Raw genomic sequence first — 22,267 nt, 5'->3', positions numbered from 1 at the left:
CCGTATTTTATACCTTTAATATATCACATTTTTGAAGCTTTGTAAAGTGCTAATTTTGCATATTTGAAGATTACAAGATCGCCGCGCTTGACAATCTTCCGCCGCGGGTGTATAATAATATTATCTGCCGAATTTTTTTCGGCTTAGGAGGTATCATGAAAATGAGAGAATTTGCAAAATCACACAAGCTTGACCATGTTTGCTACGATATAAGAGGTCCTGTTATGGACGAGGCCAATATGATGGAAGCCGCGGGCGAAAAGATATTAAAGCTAAATATCGGCAACCCCGCCACTTTCGGCTTCAACGCGCCTGATGACGTTATGCAGGTCATGTCCTCCTCGCTGCCCCTTGCGCAGGGTTACAGCGATTCTCACGGCATAATCGCCGCGCGCGAAGCGATAATCCGCTACGACGAATACCGCGGAATAAAGGGCGTTACCCCCGCCGATATTTACACCGGCAACGGCGTTTCCGAGCTTATCACCATGTCTATGCAAGGCCTGCTCGACAGCGGCGACGAAGTGCTCGTGCCTTCGCCCGACTACCCGCTCTGGACAGCTTCAGTTACCCTCGCGGGCGGCACGGCCGTACACTACGTCTGCGACGAAAGCGCCGACTGGAACCCCGACATCGAGGACATAAAGAAAAAGATAACGCCGAACACCAAGGCTATAGTTATCATAAACCCGAACAACCCTACCGGCGCGGTATACGAAAAAGACCTGCTCATGCAGATAGTGGAAGTCGCGCGCGAAAACGGGCTGATAATCTTCTCTGACGAGATCTACGACCGCCTGCTGATGGACGACGCGGTGCACACCTCTATCGCTTCCCTCGCGGGGGACGATGTTTTCTGCATCACATTCAGCGGACTTTCAAAATCGCATATGTCGGCGGGCTTCCGCATCGGCTGGATGAGCCTTTCGGGCAACAAAAAGGCGGCGCGCGGCTATATCGAGGGGCTGAATATGCTCTCCTCCATGCGCCTTTGCTCAAATGTGCCCGCGCAGCATATGGTAGCCACCGCCCTAGACCCCGCCAGCTTCGGCAAAAAAGACCCGCTTCTCCTCCCCGGCGGCAGGATCTACGATCAGCGCGAGTTTATCTACAATGCGCTCAACAGCATCGACGGAATCTCGGCGGTAAAGCCCAAGGCGGCTTTCTACATATTCCCAAAAATGGATATCAAGAAGTTCGGCATTACCAACGACGAGCAGTTCGTGCTCGACTTCCTGCGCGAGAAAAAGATACTGCTGGTACACGGCGGCGGCTTCCACTGGGGCGCTCCCGACCATTTCCGCATAGTTTATCTGCCCGATATGGATACCCTCAGCGCTTCAATGCAGGGGCTGAAAGAATTCCTCGCCGACTACAAACAGAACTGATACTCACTATTTGCACAGATAACCACTTTGACCTTCACACATTTTGCGAAAGGGGAAGCGAAAATTTATGCAGAAAAAAAATAATACCGAGGGCAAACCTCTGCCAAAGCCGCGCCGCCCAATTTTCACGGTGCAGTTCGGAGCGGTGCTGATATTCTCGGCGCTGCTCTGCTCAGCGGCGGGTATGCTGCTCGCGCTGATATGCGGCTCTGACGTGGCGGCGGTCATCTCGCTGCTATGCGCGGCGGTGCTTTGCCTGCTGCCCGGCTCGCTGGTAAAGCTTTACGCCGTGCTGCGCCGCGTGCGCGACCTGCGTGCCGCCGCTATACTCTGCGCGGCAGGCTTTGTGCTCGCGATGCCCGCTGTTTTCAGCTACTACGTCAGCCATGATTACGCACTCAGCGTTTACCGCTACATGAAAAAGACCGAGGCGGACGTTTACTACTTCGCGGGGTACGAAAGCTACCTTGAGGATTACAGCGGTGCTGAGGACTTTATGCAGCAGATGAAAGCCGCGCCCGCTTCGATAGTGCTCGATGGCATGAGCGACGAAAAGCTTTCGCAGCTCTCCGCCGAAGAACTGAAAACTATCAACAGCGAGAGCCTTTGGGACTACTGCGGATTTTCCGACATACTCGGCAGCACCCCGCAGGAGGTCGAAAAGTCGATGAAAAAGGCGCACGAGATGAACGCTTACGAATTTACGTTCAAGTACCGCGGGCTGCACGCAAAGACTTTCGGCTATATGCTCGTCCACCCCTCGCTGATGTTCTCCGAGCTGCGCGGCATGATAACTGAGCCGAGCGGCTACTCAGTGCCTTTCGCGACGCTGATATTCTTTCTGATAAGCGAGCTTTTCTGTATGCTGACGATAGTTCTGCGGTTCGACTACCTGCATGGCAAAGGGCTTATCTACCGCAAAAAAATTTAAGAACACAAAAAGGCTGACGCCATTAAACGTCAGCCTTATTTTTTGCTTATCGCGGCGAATTATTCGCTCTTGATATTTCCCATTATGATACCTCTGCCGTCGGTAACGATGTAAACTCTGCCAAAGACCTTCGGGTCGCCCGACATAACGTTCTTTACGTTGCCCCACTTTTCAGTATCGTCGTTTATGCGCTTCCATGAAACGCCCTTGTCGGTGGACATATACACGCCGTGACCCTCGTTGTTCGCTTCGCCTATCATGTAAAGAGTCATGTAGTCCGCGCCGTCAGCCGCCTTGCCGAGCGTTACCACCGAGCAATCCTGCACTGCATCAGATACGCGTGTAAGCTGTGCGTCGCCGTCAGCGTCGAGATAGTAAACTCCGCCGTTGCCCGCGCCTATCCAAAGGTCGCCCTCAGTATCCGCCGCAGCCTCTAGCGTGAAGTTTGAAAGCAGGAATTCCGTGATGGTGCTCCAGCTCTTTCCGCCGTCGGCTGTCATGTAAAATCTGCCGTCGTATACTGCGTAGTAGCGGTCGGGGTTGACCTTATCGGTTTCGATAGTGCAGCCGCCCGGCAGGTCGGCAAGCTCCGTCCATGTCTTGCCCCAGTCCTTAGTCATATACGCGCTCGCGCCGGCAACTCCCGGCTGCCAAAGCAGCGTTTTGCCGTCTGCCGAAAGCTTCACCTGACCGCCCGTCTTTTTCAGGCTATCGTCAGGCAGACCCTTTATCTCGTTCCAAGTGTCGGCGGCGTCGGTGGAGTAATAAAGCGTAGCGTCGCCCTCCTCTGTCGCGCGGACGACTATGTTGTAGTCCAGCATAGCGCAGTCGATGGAGGTGGACTTAAAGTCGCCGAAATGCTCTTCAGGCGCTTTGTTTACGTCCATGTGCTTGAAGCCGTAAAGGTCGCCGAGGATAGAGTAAAGCTCGGGGGCGTTCTCATCGTTGGCGTTTGGCGCTACTATGTCGAAAATCGCCGTCTGCTCTATGCCCTCAGCCGCCACGGAAATGTTTATCGGCTCGCTCTGGCACTTTGTGAGGTTATCCGTCTTGAATACCGTTGCGCCAGTGCCGTACATTATCTCGTCGGGATTGAAGGGGTTTATCGAAACGCCCGTCATCCACCAGCCCGGCTTTAGCTGACCCTGCCAGTCGAGCCATTTGCACTCTGATATGTCGAGGTTGTAATTGGTTTTCTGCGTTTCGGGGTCCCATATGCCCGTCCAAGTCTTGCCGCCGTCGAAGCTGGTGTAGATGTTGTCCACTACCGCCCAGAGGTCGAGGGTGGTCACTACTATCATGTTCGGGTCGTTGGGGTTTACGCTTAGTCCGCTGTAACCGCAGGTGTATTTGAGGTCGGGGGTTATCTCTTCCCAAGTTTTATCCTTGATGGAGTATTTCTGCACCGAGCCGCGCATTACGTTATTCGGACCGGCCTTGTCGCCGAACGTGCAGTAGAGGTAGCCGTCGGAGGAAACTTCGCCCTGTACAGGCTTCATGCCCTCGTTCTTTTTCAGCTTTTCGTAATAGGGGTTCTCTACCTCGCTCCAGCTCTCGCCGCCGTCGTCTGAGCGGAAGATGACGTTGCCCGTAGGTCTTGCCGCGCCAGCGAATATCGTCTGGCAGGCTTTGCCCTTGCTGCCCGAGCTTTTATCGAAAGCCACCCATGTTATGCCGATAGAGTAGCCTTCCTCGATGTAGCCGCCCGTGGTCGGGAAACTCTCAACTTTATTCCAGCTCCTGCCATAATCGGTGGATCTGAAAAGTCCGTCCGAGCGCGAGCCGTAGTAGAGAATGCTGTTGTCGCAGGGGTCTACCTGAAGTCTTTCGCCACAGCCTCTGCCGACCTCGTTCGCGCCCATGCGGAAATCTACGTCTACCTTCAGCCAGTTCTCGCCGTAGTCGTCGGAAACCATTATAGCGCCCGCCGAATTTGTGTATGTGCCCGCCGCCATATAAACGCGGTTAGGCTCTACGGGGTCGGTGGCGATGCTCTCGGCGCCGTTCAAGTTCCAGTCGTCGCCGCCGATGAAGTCGGTCATGCACTTCCACTTGCCCGTTTCCTTGTCGATCTTGTAAGCGCCGCCCATATCGGTACGCGCGTAAACTACGCCCTCTTCGGTGGGGTTGTAGATAATGTTCGGGATAAATCCGCCCGCCATTATCGTGGCGTTGCCCCACTCCCAGCCCGTATCTACGTGCTGAGCGTTGTAATATTCGTCGGCGCTTATGGTCTTAGCGTCGGCAGCCGAGTCGGTCTTTTTATCCTTGCCCGCGCAGCCGCCAAGCACGCCCGCCGCGAACACCGCAGCGCATACCAGCGCCGCAAGCTTTTTCATCTTCATATGCTAAAATTCTCCTTGTCCAGCTCAGTCAATATCGTAAAGCGCCATGCTCTCGATATTTCTGTACTCGTGCTTTTCGTAATAGCCTATCAGCTCACCGCCGTCGTTTCTTAGGGCTATCATGTACACGTCCTTGTTTTCCTTTTCATTGCGAAAAGTGTATACCTTGTTGTTGGCGGGGTCCTTTTTGAACCACGCTATCACGCGCTCTATCTTACTGTTAGAGTCGGCGTTGTGACAGCCCATCAGCGACCTGCCTATCAGCGCCGCGCCGCCGCGTTTTTCGTACCTCTTTACAGCCGTGGGGTTCATGTAGACCACCGTGTGGCTTAGATCGCAGATAACTACGGGCGCTTCGTCGGCGTCGATAACGCTTTTGAAGTAATTATTATCCATTTCCGTTACCCTCCTGTTTTAATGATAACGTTTACATTTTTATCCTTAAAATTCGCCGCAGCCCGCCCTTTCTGACAGATGCAGCGAAATTTTAATTCAGTATATCACGCCTTGATGAAGTGCAGTATCTTCGACTGATAATCGCCCCAAAGCGAGGTGATGTTTATACCGCACTGCATAAGAGCCGCGCCCGAAAGCTTAACTTCGGGGTTGGATTCCTCGTAGTAGTAAGCGTTCGGCTCTAAGCCCTTGAGCTTTATCCTGCGCGAGCGCTCGTTCGGACGGGAGAGCACCTGTACGAACTCGAAGAGCGCCTCGCCCTTGTCCTTAGCTACGAACATCCAAGCGTCCCAAGTGTTGTCCTCGAACATATTGCCTATGCGGTAATGGTCGCCGGTGCGCACCAGCTTGTTGTACTTGTTGAACTCGGCGATCTGACCGGGGATAGCGTTTCTGTCCTCTTCGGGTATCTTAGTAACGTCAAGCTCGTAGCCGAAAGTACCTACCATAGCTACATGGCCGCGGGTGGTGAAAGGCGTAGTTCTGCCAACGGTGTGGTTCGGGCAGTCGGAAACGTGCGCGCCCATAGCCGAGCAGGGGTAGCACATAGATGTGCCGTACTGTATTTTCAGTCTTTCGATGGCGTCGGTATCGTCCGAGCACCAGATCTGCGGCGAGTAGTAAAGCATACCCGCGTCAAATCTTGCGCCGCCGCCAGAGCAGTTCTCAAGCAGCAGGTGCGGATAATCGGCAGTAAGTCTGTTCATAAGGTCGTAAACTCCGAGAACGTATCTGTGCCAAAGCTCTCTCTGTCGCTCCTTAGGCAGGCTGTTTGAGGCCACTTCTGTAAGCTGGCGGTTCATATCCCACTTTATGTACTCGATGTTCGCGCTGTCGAGTATCTTCTTCATCATGCCGTAAACGTAGTCGCGAACGTCCTCACGCGAATAGTCGAGAACATACTGCTCGCGGCAGAGTGTAAGCTCTCTTCCCTTTACCTGTATAGCCCAATCGGGGTGGGCCTTGTAAAGCTCAGAGTCGGGCGAGATCATCTCAGGCTCGAACCAAATGCCGAACTTCATGCCCAGCGCGTTTACCTTGTCAACGAGCGCTTTCAGACCGCCCTCGAGCTTCTTTTCGTAAACGAACCAGTCGCCCAGCGAGGAGTTATCGGCGTCGCGGTGACCGAACCAGCCGTCGTCCATTACGAGCATCTCTATGCCCAGTTTAGAAGCCTGCTCAGCTATCTGCACCAGCTTTTCAGCGGTGAAGTTGAAGTAGGTGGCTTCCCAGTTGTTTATCAGTATCGGGCGGCGCTTATCCTTGTATTCGCCGCGGATAAGGTTGTTTCTGTAAAGATCGTGGAAGGTGCGGCTCATCTTGCCCAGACCTTCGTCGGAGTATACCATGATGACCTCGGGGGCGGTGAATTTCTCGCCCGGCTCGAGCAGCCATTCAAAGTCGCAGGAATTTATACCCATCAGGTAGCGGGTCTTTCTGTGCTGAGTAACTTCCGCTTCGGAAACGAAGTTGCCCGAGTATACGAAATTAAAGCCGTATACCTCGCCGCTGTCCTCATCGGCATTGTGTCTGCAAAGAGCGGTGAAGGGGTTGTTCTGGTGCGAAGATTCGCCGCGCATAGAGTCGATTATCTGCTTGCCGACGTGCAGGCGGCAGCGTTCCATAGCGCGCTCGCGTGCCCAAGAGCCGTTTAGGGTTATCATATCCATCTTCTCGTCGTCGAACTCTACGCAGGCGGAGTAAACGCGGGTAAGCTTTACGTTATCGCCGCCAACGTTGCGGATAACTACCGAGCGCGCGATGGCGTTCAGACCCGCAAACGCGGTGTAGATAAGGTCTGCTTCAAGACCCGCAGGCTTATCCTCCATAGTTATCTCGAGCGTTTCAGCCTCTTCGGGGGTGTTTGCGAAAGTAGCAGGCAGACCCTCCAGCGCGGGCTTGCCCTTATAGATCTTGTGCGACTTATAGCGCAGGTCGCAGGTAGAAGCGCCGTTCTTATCCATTATCGAGAAAGCGTGCTCGCGGTAATCGCCCAGCCCGAAGCAGGGGTACTCAAAGGGCAGAGTATCCATATAGCAAGCCTTATCGCGGTCGTTTGTTTCAGGCGTAAAAGGGTTCTCGTCCAGACGAAGCAGATAAGAAAGGTCTTCGTCGGGCAGGTCCTTGCCGTAATAAACGTGAGCCAGATAGCCGCCGGGAGCGACTTTGAGCATATAGCAGCTCTCGCCCGCAGTAAGCTTGAAGCTCATATTTTTTTCATCAAAAAAAACTGACATAGAGTATAATACCTCCGCTTAAAAATATCAGATACATTATAACACAAAGCGGCAAAAAAATCAATACAAATTTGTAAAAAAAGCCGTGCAGAAACTGAACATTCCCGCACGGCTGTCATTACTTGTATTTCATCGACTGTTCTACCGCCAGTCGGTCGCAGCGCTCGTTCTCGGGGTGGCCTGCGTGGCCTTTTACCCACACGAAACGCACATCGTGCTTTTCGAGCAGCGCCAGCAGCTTTTCCCAAAGATCAGCGTTCAGCGCAGGCTTTTTGTCAGACTTCACCCAGCCGTTCGCCTGCCACTTTTTTGCCCAGCCCTTAGTCACCGCGTCGATAACGTATTTGGAATCGCTGGTGAGGGTGACCTTACAAGGCTCTTTGAGCGCCGAAAGCGCGGCTATCACCGCCGAAAGCTCCATGCGGTTGTTGGTGGTATCCGCCGCCCCGCCCGAAAGCTCTTTTTCAGCGCTGCCGTAGCGCAGCACAGCGCCCCAGCCGCCTGGCCCGGGATTTCCCGAGCAAGCGCCGTCGGTGAATATCTCTACCTGCTTCATGCGCCCTTAAACTCCGCAGTTCTCGCAGTCTTCGCAGTCGGCAAATTTACCGAGTATAGGTTCGGGGTCGATGCCGTTCTTGCGGTAATAATCGGCAAGTGCAGCCTTGGTAGCCTGCTCAGCCAGCACCGAGCAGTGCAGCTTTGCAGGGGGAAGTCCGTCGAGGGCCTCTATAACCGCCTTGTTGGTAAGCTTTACCGCGTCCTCTACGGGCTTGCCCTTTATCAGCTCGGTAGCCATAGAGGAGGTAGCAACGGCAGCGCCGCAGCCAAAGGTTTTGAACTTAGCGTCGGTGATTATGCCGTTGTCTATTTTAAGGTACATCTTCATGATGTCGCCGCACTTAGCATTGCCTACTTCGCCAATGCCGTCGGCATTTTCGATCTCGCCAACGTTTCTCGGGTTGGCAAAGTGATCCATAACTTTTTCGCTGTAAATCATATTTCACGATCTCCTTACTTACGGATTTTTTATGGTTGCTTTATCCTGCGACAGCGCCGTTATGCCTTAGGCGTGCCGTCGGGGTTAAGATTTTCGTTCTTGCAAACTCTTTCCCAAAGGGGCGACATAGAGCGCAGACGGGCAACTATGCCGGGCAGCACCGAAAGGATATAGTCAACATCCTCTTCAGTAGCGTCCTCGCCGAGCGAAAGGCGCAGGCTGCCGTGAGCTATCTCGTGCGGCAGACCTATCGCGAGCAGAACGTGCGATGGGTCGAGCGAGCCGGAGGTGCAGGCAGAGCCGGAAGAAGCGCATATGCCGTTAAGGTCGAGCATGAGCAGCAGGCTCTCGCCCTCTATTCCGCGGATAGAAACGTTCACGTTTCCTGCAAGGCGCTGCTTAGCGTCGCCGTTCAGACGGGTCTGCGGTATCTTGAGTATGCCCTCTATCAGCTTGTCGCGCAGAGCGGAGATCCTAACGGTCTTTTCAGGAATATCGGCGCAGGCAGTTGTGATAGCCTCAGCCAGACCTACTATTCCGGGAACGTTCTCCGTGCCCGCTCTCTTGCCGCGCTCCTGTGCGCCGCCCGCGATGAGGTTAGGCAGAGCTATGCCGTTTCTCATATAAAGTGCGCCGATGCCCTTTGGTGCGTGGATCTTGTGACCCGAAAGTGAGAGCATATCTATATCCATAGCTTTTACGTCGATCTCTACATGACCTACCGCCTGTACTGCGTCGGTGTGGAACATTACCTTCTTTTCCTTGCACACAGCGCCGATCTCGGGGATAGGCATTATAGTACCGATCTCGTTGTTCGCGAACATTATAGTTACCAGGCAGGTATCCTCGCGGATAGCGTCAGCCACCTGCTGCGCGGTAACTCTGCCGTATTCGTCTACGGGCAGATATGTTACCTCAAAGCCGTGCTTTTCCAGGTACTCGCAGGTATGCAGCACAGCGTGGTGCTCTATCGCGGTGGTTATGATGTGCTTCTTGCCCTTTTTAGCGCCCAGCTCAGCCGCGCCCTTTATAGCCCAGTTGTCCGACTCAGAGCCGCCGGCCGTAAAGTATATCTCATTTACCTTAGCGCCCAGAGCGGCGGCTACTTTTTCTCTTGCAGCCAGCACAGCCTTAGCAGCGTCCATACCGAGCTGGTAAATGCTCGAAGCGTTGCCGTAGCCCTCTGTAAAGTAAGGCAGCATTACGTCAAGTACATTCTTGGTAACGCGGGTGGTAGCAGCGTTATCAGCATACACAAAACGTTTTTCCATAATTTATATCATTCCTTTCAGTTTTCTCTATGGCAACAGCGCTTTTTTCAAGCGCATCACCTTGTTACAGGTGAACAGATATTCATCTGTTTCTTCTGCACTCTTTATTATATACCATTTTTCTATAAAATGCAAGAGCAAATCTGAATATTTAATAAATTATTCCTATCTTATTGCTGTGTTTTATAACAATTGGTTTTTTCTGCTGTTCTTTTTTTCCTGCGGCGCTTGTATATAGCCGAGATCGCGGCATAGATGTACGCCCCTGCCATACAGCCCGCGTAGTTTAGTATAAGGTCGTCCGCCTGTAGCTCGCCCAGCCGCGCCGCGAGCTGAGTAACCTCTATGAAGACCGTCAGCCCGCCGCCTATCGCGCAGGTCTTTGCTACGGCGTATCGCCTGAAGAAAAACGGCAGCGCAAGCCCCAGCGGCAGCAGCATAAGGAAATTCAGCAAGCCCTCCGCCGCCGCGAAAGCACTGTGCTCCACGAATATCTGTCGAATAAAATCCACCCGCAGCGTATAGCGGTAGTATGGGTACTGCTCACGCATGAAAAGCGTTGTCACCAAGACGTTGTAGACGTATGTGTAAACGCCCACCGCCAGCGCCGAGCGCCGCAGGCTCAGCCGCCGCAGCGAGCAGACCATTATCAGCAGCACCGCCGTGAGGGCGAATATCAGGAATATCTCGCCGGTCCAACGCGGGGCACGGTCGCGTACCACCTGCCAAAACACTTCGCTGTTTATCATTTTCTGCTTTCCTTTCTTGTTTTTTACTATATCCCTATAAACATAAGTATATCATATTTTCGTCGATTTTTCAAGCGCAGAGCGAAAAATAGTTCAGATCTTTATATTTTATAATTTTCTATCATGCCGCCGATCATCAACGTTTTCCGCGCTTTTTCGGCTAATGGTTTAATATTTCGCTTATTTAAGTTATTTTTAATTTTATCGGTGAAATATCGCTAAACCGAAGCACACTCCAATTGTGCAAAACGCCAAAATGTATGAATAAAAAATATAAATTCTGTAATTTGCTTGACGAATCTTGTTTTTTGATATATAATATACATGATGTTAAGATAATCATACAGCAATGTTTGATACTAACATCCGTTTTGTTGTCTCCTTTCTTTTGTTCTACACATAGTTTTATTTTATTTCATTTTTCGCCTCACACCGTGTGAGGCTCTTTTTTTGCTCAAAAATGCCGTCGAAAAAGCCTTTTTTTAAAATTAGTGTGCATAATACATAATAATATATTACAAGGGCAAGTTCTATTGACTTTTTTGGATAGTTAATATATAATTGAAATGTCGGCGTTTTTTTGCCGAATTTTGTTGAAAGGTATGTATGCCTAATGGAGAATATTATCAGCTTAAAAAATATCGTGGTCGATTTTGAGGACGGCGAGCGGATACTCAAAAATATCAGCCTTGATATAAAGGACAAGGAATTCGTGACGCTGCTCGGCCCTTCGGGCTGCGGCAAGACCACTACCCTGCGCATAATCGCAGGATTTTTAGACCCCACCGAAGGCGACGTTTTGTTTGAGGGCAAGAGGATAAACGGCGTGCCGCCGCACAAGCGCAACGTAAACACCGTTTTCCAGAGGTACGCCCTCTTCCCGCACCTGAACGTTTACGAAAACATCGCTTTCGGTCTGCGAGTGAAAAAGCTGCCGCAGAAAGAGATAGTAAAGCGCGTGGGCGAAATGCTCGAGCTGGTGAACCTCAAGGGCTTTGAAAAGCGCTCTATAAACCGTCTTTCGGGCGGTCAGCAGCAGCGCGTGGCGATAGCGCGTGCGCTGGTAAATCACCCGAAGGTACTGCTGCTGGACGAGCCTCTCGGCGCGCTGGACTTAAAGCTGCGCAAGGGTATGCAGACCGAGCTTCGCCGTATACAGCAGGCGCTGGAGCTTACCTTCGTTTACGTTACCCACGATCAGGAAGAAGCGCTGACGATGAGCGACACGGTTGTTGTAATGAACAACGGCCATATTCAGCAAATAGGCTCGCCGACTGATATTTACAACGAGCCGATAAACGCTTTCGTAGCCGACTTCATCGGCGAGAGCAACATTATAAACGGCTGTATGCCGCGCGACTGCGAGGTAGAGTTTACCGGCAGGCGCTTTGAGTGCGTGGACAAGGGCTTTTCGCCGAACGAAACGGTAGACGTAGTTATCCGCCCCGAGGACGTGAAGATTATCCCCGCCGAGGGCGCGAAGCTAACGGGCATAGTAGAATCGGTAGTATTCAAGGGCGTGCACTACGAGATGATAGTAGACGGCGTAGACCACAAATGGATGATACACTCTACAAAAGCGGAGCAGGTAGGCACTATGGTCGGCATGACCTTCGACCCATTCGATATACACATAATGAAAAAAACTGCGGCGGAGGAAGATTGATAATATCATGAAGAAAAAAATACTCGCCGCGCCATACTTAGTATGGATGGCGGTTTTCATAGTAGTACCGCTTATAATGGTAGCCTACTTCGCACTTACCGACAACGCGGGCAAGTTTACTATAAAAAACATCTCAGACGTAGGACAGTACGCAAATATATTCGTGCGCTCGATATGGCTCTCGGTGATCGCGACGGCGATATGCTTAGTGGTGGCCTACCCTGTGTCTTTCCTGCTCTCGCGCATGGAAAAACACAAGCAGGGCACTATGCTGATGATAGTAATGCTGCCTATGTGGATGAACTTTCTGCTGAGAACATACGCATGGATGACCCTGCTGGGCAACAACGGCATAATCAACCACCTGCTGGGGCTTATCGGCTTAGGGCCTTACAAGCTCATAAACACCTCCGGCGCGGTGGTGCTGGGCATGGTGTACAACTACCTGCCTTTCATGATACTGCCGCTCTACTCGGTAATGGAGAAGATAGACAAAAGCGTGCTGGAAGCAGCCTCAGACCTCGGCTGCAGCTCTATGAACGTGCTTTTTAAAGTAATAGTTCCTCTGAGCCTGCCGGGAATAACCTCGGGCATAACTATGGTATTCGTACCCGCTATATCTACTTTCATAATCTCGCGTATGCTGGGCGGCGGCTCTAACCTGCTCATTGGCGACCTTATAGAGATGCAGTTTCTCGGAAACTCCTACAACCCCAACCTCGGCGCGGCTATCTCACTGGTGCTCATGGTCATAATACTTATGATAATGACGATAATGAACCAGTTCAGCCCTGACGATCAGGTGCTTATGTAAAGGCAGGCGGGATATGATGAAAAAACTTGGAAAAATTTACTTGGGCGCAGTGCTTATGTTCCTCTACGTTCCCATATTCGTGCTGATAGTTTTCTCTTTTAATGAAACTAAGAGCCGCTCGGTATTCAGCGGGTTCACGCTAGACTGGTACCGCAAGCTGATACACAACGACATTATAATCTCCTCGCTGATAAACACTATAATAATAGCCGTAATAGCGAGCATAGTTTCCACGATACTCGGCACACTCGCCGCCATCGGCATAAACAATATGCGCCGTGTGCCGAAAGCTATGGTGATGAACATCACAAATATGCCGATAATCAACCCAGAGATAGTTACGGGCGTATCGCTTATGCTGCTCTTCGTATTCTTCGCGGCGCGCATGAATTTAGAGTTCGGCTTTCAGACGCTGGTAATAGCGCACATCACATTCGACGTGCCCTACGTTATACTAAACATCATGCCGAAATTCCGCCAGATGGACCCCCACCTTTACGAAGCGGCGCAAGACCTCGGCTGCGGGCCTGCGAAAGCGTTCTTTAAAGTAGTGCTGCCCGAGATAATGCCGGGCGTAGTTAGCGGCTTTCTCATGGCTTTCACCTACTCGCTGGACGATTTCGTAATCAGCTACTTCACCAGCGGCTCTACCTCGCAGACGCTGCCCATAACCATCTACTCTATGACGCGGCGCAAGGTATCGCCCGAGATAAACGCGCTTTCGGCGATAATCTTCGCGGTAGTTGTGATAATCCTGCTCATCAAGAATTTCGTTGAGAATAAGCAGGCTAAAAAAGCGTGAGCGGGGGGAGTGACTTTTTTATGATACTTAAACGCATATCAAGATACGCGGCGCTGATAATGGCTGCCGCGCTGGCGGCGAGCGCATTTTCGGGCTGCGGCGGCAGCGCGGATACCTCTGCCGATACTGAGGAAGAAGAGAAAACTGCCGAAGCGCAGACGCTCACCGTTTCCGACCCCGAATATTACACAAAATTTAAAGACGCGGGCATTTCCATAAACGTTTACAACTGGGGAGAATACATCTCTACGGGCGCTGAGGCGGGCACGCTGGACGTAAACTCAGAGTTTACAAAGCTAACGGGCATAAAGGTTAATTACACCAACTACGCCACCAACGAAGAGCTTTACGCCAAGCTGAAAGGCGGCGGAGCTTCTTACGACGTGATAATCCCCTCAGACTACATGATAAGCAAGATGATAAAGGAAAACATGGTGCAGCCGCTTGATTTCGAGAATATCCCGAATTTCAAGTACATCATGGATAATTTCCGCAACATGGCTTACGACCCCGAAAACAGCTACTCTGTACCGTATACATGGGGAACGGTCGGCATAATCTACGACAAGACTATGATAGACCTGCCCAAGGACGAGATAGACTGGGATCTGCTTTGGAACAAAGACTACTCAGACCAAATACTGATGTTCGACAACCCGCGCGACGCTTTCGCGATAGCCGAGATAATGCAGGGCTACTCGATAAACACTGAGGACAGCGACGAGCTTGCCGACGCGGCGAGAAAGCTTACCGAGCAGAAAAACGTAGTGCAGGGCTATGTTATGGACGAGATATTCGACAAAATGGGCGCGGGCGACGCGCTGATAGCCCCCTACTACGCGGGCGACGCGCTGACCATACTCGACGAGAACGAGGACTTAGGCTTCGTGATACCGAAGAGCGGCACTAACCTTTTCATCGACGCTATGTGCATACCCGCGGGCGCGAAGCAGAAGGAAGCCGCCGAGATGTATATAAACTTCATGTGCGAACCGGACGTCGCCTACGCGAACATCGACTACATCTGCTACTCCACCCCGCACCAAGCGGCTTACGATATGCTGGACGAGGACGTGAAGAATAACCCCGTATCCTACCCCGACCAAGATTTTATCAGCGAGCACACCACCGTGTTCGTAAATCTTTCCGACAAAGCGAACAAGCAGATGCAAGACCTCTGGACAGAGATGAAATCGGCGCAGGCTGAAAACGAAAACACATGGCTCGTGCCTATATTCCTGATACTCTGCCTGGGCGTGACGATATTCGTGCTGATAAGACGGCAGATCAAAAAGAAAAAAGACATTTTCTGACAAGATGTTGTATAAATGTTTTTGCACACAATTCAAAATATGCGGCACTTTTTTCACAAAAAAGTGCTTTTCTTTTTGAGTGAAATATGCTATAATTATTGAGTATAAGTATGTGAATAAATGTTTTAAATACAGCGAAAGGATCGGTAGAAAAACAGATGAGCATTATATATGACCTCGGTATCGACGTAGGCTCTACTACGGTAAAGACCGTGATACTAAAAGAGGGCGAGATAATATATTCAAAATACGAACGCCACTTCTCTAAAGTGCGCGAAACAGTTGCCGAGCAGCTGCGTATAATAAACGAAAAGTACAAGGGCGAGCGCTTCCGCACAGCCATCACAGGCTCGGCAGGTCTGGGCATAGCGCAGGCAAGCGGAATAGAGTTCGTGCAGGAGGTATACTCCGCTTTCGTCGCCGTAAACAAGAGCTACCCGCTTACAGACGTAGTGGTAGAGCTGGGCGGCGAGGACGCTAAGATAATCTTCCTCACCGGCGGCGTGGAACAGCGCATGAACGGCTCTTGCGCGGGCGGTACGGGCGCTTTCATCGACCAGATGGCGCAGCTTTTAGGCGTTACCGCCGACGAACTGGATAGGCTCTCGCTGAAAAGCACACGCCTTTACCCGATAGCTTCGCGCTGCGGCGTTTTCGCGAAGAGCGATATTCAGCCGCTGCTCAATCAGGGCGCTAAGAAAGAGGACATAGCCGCTTCGATTTTCCAAGCGGTAGTAGACCAGACCGTTTCGGGACTGGCGCAGGGCAGAAAGATAGCAGGCAACGTGCTCTTCCTCGGCGGTCCTCTCTCGTTCTTAAAGGGTCTGAGAAAGGCGTTTACCGAAACACTGCACCTCGACGCTGAGCACGCGGTGTTCCCCGACCTCGCACCCTGCTTCATGGCTTACGGCTGCGCGCTTCAGGCGCACGACATTTCAGAAGCCATGACCATCGACGAAACGCTGGATAAGATAATAAACGCAAAGACCGCAGACAATATAGTTACGGGCACTCCCCTCTTTAAAGACCGCGCTGAGTACGAGGAATTTGTGGCGCGCCACAAGCAGTCAGACCTAAAGTACGCCGATATAAAGACCTACTCGGGCGACGCGTACCTCGGTATCGACGCAGGCTCTACCACCACGAAGCTGGTCCTCATCACGCCGGACGGCAGGCTGCTTTATCAGCACTACTGCTCCAGCAAGGGTCAGCCGCTCGACATTATAGCCTCGAAACTGGAGGACATCTACCGCATAGCGAACCCCGGACTGAACATAAAAGCTTCGGCGGTAACGGGCTACGGCGAAGACCTCATAAAGGCGGGCTTGGGCGTAGACTTCGGCATAGTAGAAACAGTAGCGCACTACAAGGCGGCGGCTTTCTTCTGCCCCGACGTTGACTTCATCATCGACATCGGCGGTCAGGACATAAAGTGCTTCAAGATAAAGAACAACGCGATAGACAGCATCATGCTGAACGAGGCATGCTCCTCGGGCTGCGGCTCTTTCATACAGACATTCGCGCAGGCTATGGGCTATGAGATAGCCGACTTCGCGAACCTCGGACTTTTCGCAAAAGCCCCCGTAGAGCTAGGCTCGCGCTGCACGGTATTCATGAACTCTTCCGTAAAACAGGCGCAGAAGGACGGCGCTTCGGTAGAAGACATATCGGCGGGACTTTCCTCCTCGATAATCAAGAACGCGGTGTACAAAGTTATCCGCGCTAAATCCATCGACGAGCTGGGCAAGAACATAGTAGTACAGGGCGGTACGTTCTTAAACGACGCCGTATTGCGCTCGTTTGAGATGGAGCTTGGCAGAAACGTTATCCGCCCCGCGATAGCAGGACTGATGGGCGCTTTCGGCTGCGCGATCTTCGCTATGGAAAAGACCAAAGCCGAGCCGCAGCGCACTTCTTCTATACTTACCCTCGACCAGCTTCGCGATTTTGCGTACAACTCTATGTCGGCGCAGTGCGGCGGCTGTACAGCCCACTGTAACCTCACTATAATCCGTTTCAGCGACGGCCACCGCTTCGTTTCGGGCAACCGCTGCGAAAAGGGCGCGGGCATAAAGCTTGCCAACAAAACGGAGAATATGTACGAATACAAGCTCGAGCAGCTGGAAGCCTACGGCGAGAAAAAGCCGCACGGCAAGCCCATCGCGCGGGTAGGCATACCTATGGCGCTGAGCTATTACGATATGCTGCCTTTCTTCCACACCATGCTCACCGAGCTGGGCTTTGAGGTAGTTCTCTCAGACGAATCCTCGCGCGATACATACTACCGCGGTCAGCAGACCATACCCTCTGACACCGTATGCTACCCCGCTAAGCTCGCGCACGGACATATACTCAACCTGCTCGATAAGGGCGTAGACTTTATCTTCTACCCCTGCATGAGCTACAATATCGACGAGGGTCAGGCGGATAACCACTACAACTGCCCCGTAGTAGCCTACTACCCCGAGCTGCTGAAAGCGAATATCCCCGACTTAAACAGCAGCAATTTCATAACCCCCTACCTCGATATAAACTTCAAGAAAAATACAGCCAAGAACGTAGCCGCGGCGCTGCGCTCATACGGCATAAAAGAAAAGCAGGTGCTCGGCGTGCTGAACAAGGCTTACTCCGAGCAGCTGCGCTACAAGCGCGCCAACGAGCAGAAAGCCCTAGAGATAATCGCCGACGCGCGCAGCAAGGGTCAAAAAATAATCGTGCTCGCGGGCAGACCTTACCACATCGACCGCGAGATAAACCATGGAATACACAAGCTGATAGCCTCGCTGGGCTTCGCGGTAGTCACCGAGGACAGCGTGGCAAATCTGGTAGACTGCCCGCCTCTCGACGTACTCAACCAGTGGACATACCACGCAAGACTTTACCGCGCGGCAGAGTACGTTTGCGAAAACGACGATATGCAGCTAGTACAGCTCGTATCATTCGGCTGCGGCATCGACGCCGTTACCACCGACGAAGTTCGCGCTATACTCGAGGAGCACGGAAAGCTTTACACTCAGCTAAAGATCGACGAGATAACCAATCTGGGCGCGGCTAAGATACGCCTGCGCTCGCTCGCGGCGGCGCTTGAAGAAAAAGACGCCGCGAAAAACGGAAAGGAAGTGTAAGCATAATGAGCAAACAGCCAAAACAGCAGAAGCAGTATTCCGACCGCGTAAAGCACACTACCTTTACCGAGGATATGAAGAAAGACTACACGATACTCATACCCGATATGCTGCCGATACACTTTAACCTTATAATCAAGGCATACGAGCACTTCGGCTACAAAATGGAGCTGCTGACAAATACCAGCCGCAACGTAGTAGACGAGGGACTGAAAAACACCCACAACGACACCTGCTACCCCGCGCTGCTCGTCATCGGCCAGTACATGGACGCGCTGAAAAGCGGCAAGTACGACGTAAACAAGGTCGCCCTGCTCATCTCCCAGACGGGCGGCGGCTGCCGTGCTTCAAACTACATCTACCTCATCCGCAAGGCTATATCGACGCAGTTCCCGCAGGTTCCCGTGCTCTCGCTGAATTTCAGCGGACTGGAGCCGAACCCCGCGTTCCCCATGACCATACCGATAATCACAAGGCTGATCTACTGCGTGCTTTACGGCGATATGCTGATGCTGCTGTACAATCAGTGCAAGCCTTACGAGATCAACAAAAACAGCACCGACCAGCTTCTCGCGCGCTGGCAGCACCGCATAGGCAAGCTTATGGGCACGAAAACGCAGTTTATGAACACAAAGTCCATCTACCGCGCTATGCTGAAAGATTTCGCCGCACTGCCGCGCACTAAGGAGAAAAAGCCGCGCGTGGGCATTGTCGGCGAGATATACGTTAAATATTCGCCGCTCGCGAACAACGACCTCAATAACTTCCTTATGTCTGAGGGCTGCGAGCCGAACGTGCCGGGTCTGCTGGATTTCGTGCTGTACTGCGCTTCCGACCTCATAAACGACGCGCGCCTTTACGATAAGCAGACGCCCCGCACCGCCGCATACAAGATCGGCTACGATGTGCTTTACAAATTCCAGCGCGAGCAGATCAAGATGATCGAAGAGCAGGGCGAATTTTTCCCGCCGCACGATTTCGAGCACCTGCGCGCCTGCGCCGACAAGTACATGAATCAGGGCGTGAAGATGGGCGAAGGCTGGCTGATAACCGCCGAAATGGCAGCGCTCGCCGAGACCGGCACGGAGAATATAATCTGCACCCAGCCCTTTGGCTGCCTGCCAAACCACATTGTGGCAAAGGGCATGAGCCGCGTTATCAAAGAAGCTTACCCCAACGCAAACATAGTCGCCATCGACTACGACCCCGGCGCTACAAAGGTAAATCAGGAGAACCGCATAAAGCTTATGCTCGCCAACGCAAAAAAGTAAAACCGAATCACTGCAAAAATAAAAGACAGACCCGCAAAAAGGTCTGTCTTTTTTTAGCAAATTCATCTCAAATAAAATATAGTTTATACCAAGCGGCACAAAGCGTGTTTTAGTCGGATCAATTTTCTCTCATTTTTGCAAAGCACTCACTGCAATATACAGGTCTGTCCTCTCTGGGCTTGAAAGGAACTTTAGCTTCGCCGCCGCAGGAAGCGCATACAGCGGTAAACATCTGCTTTTCTCCCCTTGCTCCGCCCTGCTTACGAGCGTCGCGGCAAGCCTTGCATCTCTGCGGCTCGTTCACAAAACCTTTTTCAGCGTAAAATTCCTGCTCGCCTGCTGTGAATACGAACTCGTTTCCGCAGTCCTTGCATACTAATGTCTTGTCTTCGTACATGATAAACCTAACCTTTCCGGCAATTAGGGCGTACCCCTAGCCCAACGTAAATAAATAGCTTTGCGCCACGCCGGAATTGCACCGGCTCTACGGCTGTCGCCGCGCTTACTAAGCAAAAGCGCATATTTCGTGACATTTACGGCTGCCTGCCAAATTCTTTTCTGAGCTTGCGGCGCGCCCTCTGCATTGCGTTATCGACTGCTTTTTCCGTTATCTCGAGCGACTGCGCTATCTCGGCGTAGCTCATACCCGTCATATACGCGGTCAGCACGCCCCTCTCGCGCTCGGTAAGCTGCCGCTCCATAGCCTCATACAGCTCACGAAAAAGCTCCATAGCGCCATCGTCCGCAGCAGGCTCGGTCTTGTCCTCAAGCTCTTCAGAGCCATCGTAATCGCCGCCCAGCGGTTTGTTTCGGCGCACGGCTGAAAGCATACGGTTTCGCGCGCAGGTCATAACATACGCCCGCAGACTGCCGCGCTTTTCGTCAAAACTGCCAACGGCTGAGAGCATAGCCAGCAGACCCTCTTGCAGCAGGTCGTCAGAGATCTGCTGGTCTATCGCGACCGCAGCCGCGCGTATCGGCGCAAAAAACCTCTTTGTCAGTTCGCCCGCCGCCTCAGTGCTCTGCTTCGCGAGCGCGGCAAGCTCTTCATCGCTGTACTCGCCGAACTGTGTTTTCTGCTGCTCTGAACTCAAACCAACGCCTCCGTAACCAACGCATTATAAAATGCCATAATAATAGAATAACACAAGTGAAAAAAAAAGTCAAGCAAATTTCAATATTTATTTAAAAAGTCAGTATTTTTGTAACATTTTACAGATTGCCGCGCGAAATTTGTACAAAAAGGCAATACAAAAAGAGGAATACAGGCTGCCTGCCCATATTCCTCAGTATTTGCTTATATTTCGGCGTATTCCGCTCTGCCTGTCTTAAAGACATTTCCGCCGCTGCAATCAATAGTGACTACCAGCGGGAAATCTTCGACGTAAAGGCGCTTTACCGACTCGCAGCCCAGGTCTTCAAAAGCTATGACCTCGCAGGACTTTATCCTGCTTGCCGCCAGCGCGCCGCAGCCGCCTACAGCGCAGAGGTACACCGCGCCGTTTCTCACGATAGCCTCGCAAACCTCTTCTGAGCGCTCGCCCTTGCCGATCATCGCAACAAGACCGAGGTCGAGAAAGCGGGGTGCAAATCTATCCATTCTGCCGCTGGTGGTCGGCCCGCACGAGCCTATCGGCTTGCCCTCCGGCGAGGGGGTAGGGCCGGCGTAGTATATCACCGCGTCTTTCATGTCATAAGGTACCGGTTCGCCGCTGTCCAGCAGAGCCGTTATACGCTTATGAGCCGCGTCGCGCGATGTGTACACTGTACCCGTCAGCAGTATCTTATCGCCCGCGTGCAGCTTGGGAGCGTACTCCCTCAGCTGTTCGGTGCGCAGTTTTATGATCTCGCTCATATGTAATTATTCGCCATCTACCAGATCAAGACCCTCGTCTACGAGATCTCTTGCGGCGGAAGCCATTCTCATGCTCTCAGTGCTGAGCTCGTTAAGCTGCGAGAGAAGTTTGGAAACAGTGCCGTTGAGGCTCTCGAACTCGGTCTTTACGCCGTTTCTGAGGTCTTCAGACTTAGCACGGATGTTAGCGGTCTCGTTCTTAGCGTCCTCGATCATCTTAGCAGCCTTAGCCTCAGCCTCGGTGGTAACCTTGTAAGCCTTAGCGCTTGCGTCAGATGTCATCTTCTCAGCCTCAGCCTTAGCGGTAGATGTTACCTCGTCAGCTTCCTTTCTGGCGGAAGAAGTGATAGCGTCTACCTCAGCCTTAGCGGCAGCGGTCATAGATTCAGCGCTAGCAGCAGCGGTCTGGAGAGTCTGAGTAGCCTCGTTCTGAGCCTTGGATACAGCAGCCTCAGCCTGTGCGTTAGCGTCGTCGATTATCTGGTTAGCCTGTACTTCGGCCTCGTCGGTCATCTGCTTAGCAGCCTTCTTAGCCTCGGTAACTACCTTATTAGCGGTGTTCTGAGCCTCGATGAATACGCTTCCGAGGTCGAATGCGGGTGCTGCTCCGCCTGCGCTTGCAGCTTCCTTCTCAGCCTTTTCAAGCTTTTCTTTGAGGTCTTCTATCTGCTCGTTCTGCTCAGCTATGGTAGCGTCCTTTTCGGTGATCTGCTGCTCATAGTCGGCTATACGCATAGTCATAGAATCGGTGGAAGCCATCAGCTCTGCTACCTTATTCTTAGCCTCTTCTACCTTTTTCTCGAGCTCTTCCTTGCCCTCAAAATTGCTTGAACCGCCGTTTTCGCTAGCCAGCTCGAGGCGCTCGTTAGTTTCTTCCAGATCTTTGACCTTGTTCTCGAGGTTGTAGATCTTCGAGTTAAGATCATCTACATAAGCAAGTACGTCCTGCTTGTCAAATCCGCCCATACGGACGGTCCTTAAATAACCATTGTTAGCCATTTTGTATTCCTCCTAAGAAAGTAGTAGATTACATACTTTAATTATACT

General features: G+C 52.1%; 19 protein-coding genes. 8 read left to right on the top strand and 11 right to left on the bottom strand.

Features of this window, described 5'->3' with window-relative positions; all coding sequences use genetic code 11:
* Positions 1-161: 161 nt before the first annotated feature.
* Complete coding sequence (locus LI114_RS03255; RefSeq protein WP_227219297.1) at positions 162-1,388, top strand: pyridoxal phosphate-dependent aminotransferase; 1,227 nt, start codon at positions 162-164, stop codon at positions 1,386-1,388.
* A 67-nt stretch (positions 1,389-1,455) separates the two neighbouring features.
* Positions 1,456-2,319, top strand: coding sequence for a hypothetical protein (locus LI114_RS03250; RefSeq protein ID WP_227219295.1), 864 nt, complete (start codon positions 1,456-1,458; stop codon positions 2,317-2,319).
* 59 nt (positions 2,320-2,378) lie between these two features.
* On the opposite strand, the gene LI114_RS03245 is transcribed toward LI114_RS03250, so the two are convergent.
* The 7 genes from LI114_RS03245 to LI114_RS03215 all read right to left on the bottom strand — a co-directional run bounded on the left by LI114_RS03245 (position 2,379) and on the right by LI114_RS03215 (position 10,374).
* Complete coding sequence (locus tag LI114_RS03245) at positions 2,379-4,664, bottom strand: sialidase family protein (protein ID WP_227219293.1); 2,286 nt, start codon at positions 4,662-4,664, stop codon at positions 2,379-2,381.
* A 24-nt stretch (positions 4,665-4,688) separates the two neighbouring features.
* Positions 4,689-5,060 carry a PAS domain-containing protein gene (locus tag LI114_RS03240; protein ID WP_227219291.1) on the bottom strand — a complete coding sequence of 124 codons (372 nt, stop codon included), beginning with the start codon at positions 5,058-5,060 and terminating at the stop codon, positions 4,689-4,691.
* A gap of 104 nt (positions 5,061-5,164) precedes the next feature.
* Positions 5,165-7,357: an alpha-galactosidase gene (locus tag LI114_RS03235; RefSeq protein WP_227219289.1), complete on the bottom strand. Its 2,193-nt coding sequence runs from the start codon at positions 7,355-7,357 to the stop codon at positions 5,165-5,167.
* A gap of 118 nt (positions 7,358-7,475) precedes the next feature.
* On the bottom strand, positions 7,476-7,913 hold the full coding sequence (gene rnhA, locus LI114_RS03230) for a ribonuclease HI (RefSeq protein WP_022127640.1): 438 nt from the start codon (positions 7,911-7,913) through the stop codon (positions 7,476-7,478).
* A 6-nt stretch (positions 7,914-7,919) separates the two neighbouring features.
* Positions 7,920-8,354, bottom strand: coding sequence for a Fe-S cluster assembly scaffold protein NifU (nifU, locus tag LI114_RS03225; protein WP_022127641.1), 435 nt, complete (start codon positions 8,352-8,354; stop codon positions 7,920-7,922).
* A gap of 59 nt (positions 8,355-8,413) precedes the next feature.
* The gene (nifS, locus tag LI114_RS03220) at positions 8,414-9,625 is read right to left on the bottom strand and encodes a cysteine desulfurase NifS (RefSeq protein WP_227219288.1); all 1,212 of its coding nucleotides are present in this window, start codon (positions 9,623-9,625) and stop codon (positions 8,414-8,416) included.
* A gap of 170 nt (positions 9,626-9,795) precedes the next feature.
* The gene (locus tag LI114_RS03215; RefSeq protein WP_227219286.1) at positions 9,796-10,374 is read right to left on the bottom strand and encodes a VanZ family protein; all 579 of its coding nucleotides are present in this window, start codon (positions 10,372-10,374) and stop codon (positions 9,796-9,798) included.
* Between the two features lie 613 nt (positions 10,375-10,987).
* Between LI114_RS03215 and potA the strand changes: the two genes are divergently transcribed.
* The 6 genes from potA to LI114_RS03185 all read left to right on the top strand — a co-directional run bounded on the left by potA (position 10,988) and on the right by LI114_RS03185 (position 19,365).
* The gene (gene potA, locus LI114_RS03210) at positions 10,988-12,040 is read left to right on the top strand and encodes a spermidine/putrescine ABC transporter ATP-binding protein (RefSeq protein ID WP_227219284.1); all 1,053 of its coding nucleotides are present in this window, start codon (positions 10,988-10,990) and stop codon (positions 12,038-12,040) included.
* Between the two features lie 7 nt (positions 12,041-12,047).
* Positions 12,048-12,854 carry an ABC transporter permease gene (locus LI114_RS03205; RefSeq protein ID WP_022127645.1) on the top strand — a complete coding sequence of 269 codons (807 nt, stop codon included), beginning with the start codon at positions 12,048-12,050 and terminating at the stop codon, positions 12,852-12,854.
* A gap of 13 nt (positions 12,855-12,867) precedes the next feature.
* Positions 12,868-13,656 carry an ABC transporter permease gene (locus LI114_RS03200; protein WP_227219282.1) on the top strand — a complete coding sequence of 263 codons (789 nt, stop codon included), beginning with the start codon at positions 12,868-12,870 and terminating at the stop codon, positions 13,654-13,656.
* Between the two features lie 20 nt (positions 13,657-13,676).
* Positions 13,677-14,969: an ABC transporter substrate-binding protein gene (locus LI114_RS03195; RefSeq protein ID WP_227219280.1), complete on the top strand. Its 1,293-nt coding sequence runs from the start codon at positions 13,677-13,679 to the stop codon at positions 14,967-14,969.
* Between the two features lie 158 nt (positions 14,970-15,127).
* On the top strand, positions 15,128-18,094 hold the full coding sequence (locus tag LI114_RS03190; protein ID WP_022127648.1) for an acyl-CoA dehydratase activase-related protein: 2,967 nt from the start codon (positions 15,128-15,130) through the stop codon (positions 18,092-18,094).
* 5 nt (positions 18,095-18,099) lie between these two features.
* Positions 18,100-19,365: a 2-hydroxyacyl-CoA dehydratase gene (locus LI114_RS03185; protein WP_227219278.1), complete on the top strand. Its 1,266-nt coding sequence runs from the start codon at positions 18,100-18,102 to the stop codon at positions 19,363-19,365.
* Between the two features lie 118 nt (positions 19,366-19,483).
* On the opposite strand, the gene LI114_RS03180 is transcribed toward LI114_RS03185, so the two are convergent.
* From LI114_RS03180 to LI114_RS03165, 4 genes are all read right to left on the bottom strand, one after another.
* Positions 19,484-19,762, bottom strand: a complete 279-nt coding sequence (locus LI114_RS03180) for a zinc-ribbon domain containing protein (RefSeq protein WP_022127650.1) — start codon at positions 19,760-19,762, stop codon at positions 19,484-19,486.
* A gap of 136 nt (positions 19,763-19,898) precedes the next feature.
* Positions 19,899-20,459, bottom strand: coding sequence for an RNA polymerase sigma factor (locus tag LI114_RS03175; RefSeq protein WP_022127651.1), 561 nt, complete (start codon positions 20,457-20,459; stop codon positions 19,899-19,901).
* A 203-nt stretch (positions 20,460-20,662) separates the two neighbouring features.
* Complete coding sequence (locus LI114_RS03170) at positions 20,663-21,220, bottom strand: Fe-S-containing hydro-lyase (RefSeq protein ID WP_227219276.1); 558 nt, start codon at positions 21,218-21,220, stop codon at positions 20,663-20,665.
* Between the two features lie 6 nt (positions 21,221-21,226).
* A complete protein-coding gene (locus LI114_RS03165) occupies positions 21,227-22,219 on the bottom strand; it encodes a hypothetical protein (RefSeq protein ID WP_227219274.1) in 993 nt (330 codons plus the stop codon).
* Positions 22,220-22,267 lie beyond the last annotated feature (48 nt).

The sequence above is a fragment of the Ruminococcus sp. 210702-SL.1.03 genome, from assembly GCF_020559915.1.
Classification (GTDB): Bacteria; Bacillota; Clostridia; order Oscillospirales; family Ruminococcaceae; genus YE71.
The sequence above is the reverse complement of the archived record's forward strand: the minus strand, read 5'-3'. Positions and strand labels throughout refer to the sequence as shown.

What these genes read in the sequence shown, in the direction of transcription:
- LI114_RS03255 (WP_227219297.1), top strand. Translation starts at nt 162, where the DNA reads ATGAGAGAATTTGCAAAATCACACAAGCTTGACCATGTTTGCTACGAT.
- LI114_RS03250 (WP_227219295.1), top strand. Translation starts at nt 1,456, where the DNA reads ATGCAGAAAAAAAATAATACCGAGGGCAAACCTCTGCCAAAGCCGCGC.
- LI114_RS03245 (WP_227219293.1), bottom strand. Translation starts at nt 4,664, where the DNA reads ATGAAGATGAAAAAGCTTGCGGCGCTGGTATGCGCTGCGGTGTTCGCG.
- LI114_RS03240 (WP_227219291.1), bottom strand. Translation starts at nt 5,060, where the DNA reads ATGGATAATAATTACTTCAAAAGCGTTATCGACGCCGACGAAGCGCCC.
- LI114_RS03235 (WP_227219289.1), bottom strand. Translation starts at nt 7,357, where the DNA reads ATGTCAGTTTTTTTTGATGAAAAAAATATGAGCTTCAAGCTTACTGCG.
- rnhA (WP_022127640.1), bottom strand. Translation starts at nt 7,913, where the DNA reads ATGAAGCAGGTAGAGATATTCACCGACGGCGCTTGCTCGGGAAATCCC.
- nifU (WP_022127641.1), bottom strand. Translation starts at nt 8,354, where the DNA reads ATGATTTACAGCGAAAAAGTTATGGATCACTTTGCCAACCCGAGAAAC.
- nifS (WP_227219288.1), bottom strand. Translation starts at nt 9,625, where the DNA reads ATGGAAAAACGTTTTGTGTATGCTGATAACGCTGCTACCACCCGCGTT.
- LI114_RS03215 (WP_227219286.1), bottom strand. Translation starts at nt 10,374, where the DNA reads ATGATAAACAGCGAAGTGTTTTGGCAGGTGGTACGCGACCGTGCCCCG.
- potA (WP_227219284.1), top strand. Translation starts at nt 10,988, where the DNA reads ATGGAGAATATTATCAGCTTAAAAAATATCGTGGTCGATTTTGAGGAC.
- LI114_RS03205 (WP_022127645.1), top strand. Translation starts at nt 12,048, where the DNA reads ATGAAGAAAAAAATACTCGCCGCGCCATACTTAGTATGGATGGCGGTT.
- LI114_RS03200 (WP_227219282.1), top strand. Translation starts at nt 12,868, where the DNA reads ATGATGAAAAAACTTGGAAAAATTTACTTGGGCGCAGTGCTTATGTTC.
- LI114_RS03195 (WP_227219280.1), top strand. Translation starts at nt 13,677, where the DNA reads ATGATACTTAAACGCATATCAAGATACGCGGCGCTGATAATGGCTGCC.
- LI114_RS03190 (WP_022127648.1), top strand. Translation starts at nt 15,128, where the DNA reads ATGAGCATTATATATGACCTCGGTATCGACGTAGGCTCTACTACGGTA.
- LI114_RS03185 (WP_227219278.1), top strand. Translation starts at nt 18,100, where the DNA reads ATGAGCAAACAGCCAAAACAGCAGAAGCAGTATTCCGACCGCGTAAAG.
- LI114_RS03180 (WP_022127650.1), bottom strand. Translation starts at nt 19,762, where the DNA reads ATGTACGAAGACAAGACATTAGTATGCAAGGACTGCGGAAACGAGTTC.
- LI114_RS03170 (WP_227219276.1), bottom strand. Translation starts at nt 21,220, where the DNA reads ATGAGCGAGATCATAAAACTGCGCACCGAACAGCTGAGGGAGTACGCT.
- LI114_RS03165 (WP_227219274.1), bottom strand. Translation starts at nt 22,219, where the DNA reads ATGGCTAACAATGGTTATTTAAGGACCGTCCGTATGGGCGGATTTGAC.